The sequence below is a fragment of the Haemophilus haemolyticus genome, from assembly GCF_003490935.1.
Lineage (GTDB): Bacteria > Pseudomonadota > Gammaproteobacteria > Enterobacterales > Pasteurellaceae > Haemophilus > Haemophilus haemolyticus_M.
This window is the reverse complement of sequence record NZ_QQGD01000020.1, coordinates 1-651: the sequence shown is the minus strand read 5'-3', so window position 1 is coordinate 651 and position 651 is coordinate 1. Positions and strand designations below refer to the sequence as shown.

Annotated in this window: 1 tRNA gene and 2 rRNA genes; all 3 read left to right on the top strand. The window is 40.9% G+C overall.

The window, feature by feature from the left end:
* A 16S ribosomal RNA gene (locus DV417_RS09350) occupies positions 1 to 84 on the top strand; the annotation flags it as partial.
* 116 nt (positions 85 to 200) lie between these two features.
* Positions 201 to 276: transfer RNA gene (locus DV417_RS09345), tRNA-Glu, on the top strand.
* A gap of 270 nt (positions 277 to 546) precedes the next feature.
* Positions 547 to 651, top strand: a 23S ribosomal RNA gene (locus DV417_RS09340); the annotation flags it as partial.

The following is a 651-nucleotide window of genomic DNA, read 5'->3' as shown; positions in this document are numbered from 1 at the left end:
GCGTTTACCACGGTATGATTCATGACTGGGGTGAAGTCGTAACAAGGTAACCGTAGGGGAACCTGCGGTTGGATCACCTCCTTACCAAAGACGAGAGACAGCGAGTGCTCACACAGATTGGCTGATAGTTGTAACAATATTAAAAACGGAGCGAAAGCAACGTTGAAAGATAAGAATAAGATAGAGTATCTTTAATTGATGTCCCCATCGTCTAGAGGCCTAGGACATCGCCCTTTCACGGCGGTAACCGGGGTTCGAATCCCCGTGGGGACGCCAATTAAAGATAACTTTGTTAGGTTATCTTACTGTTCTTTAAAAAATTGGAAACAAGCTGAAAACAAGAGATTTTCGAGAGAAAGTCTGAGTAGGCAAAATAGAAAAGTGAAAAGAGGGAACTGAAAAGGGAAATCTAAAAACAAAACCTATTTTGCATAAAATCTTGATTGAACAAAAGCAATCAAGTGTTTAGTTGAATGAAAATACGCATCAAATGTACCGCACTTTCAAGTGAAAACTTAAAGTGGTTGAAAACATTTGAGGTTGTATAGTTAAGTGACTAAGCGTACAAGGTGGATGCCTTGGCAATCAGAGGCGAAGAAGGACGTGCTAATCTGCGAAAAGCTTGGATGAGTCGATAAGAGGCGTTTAATC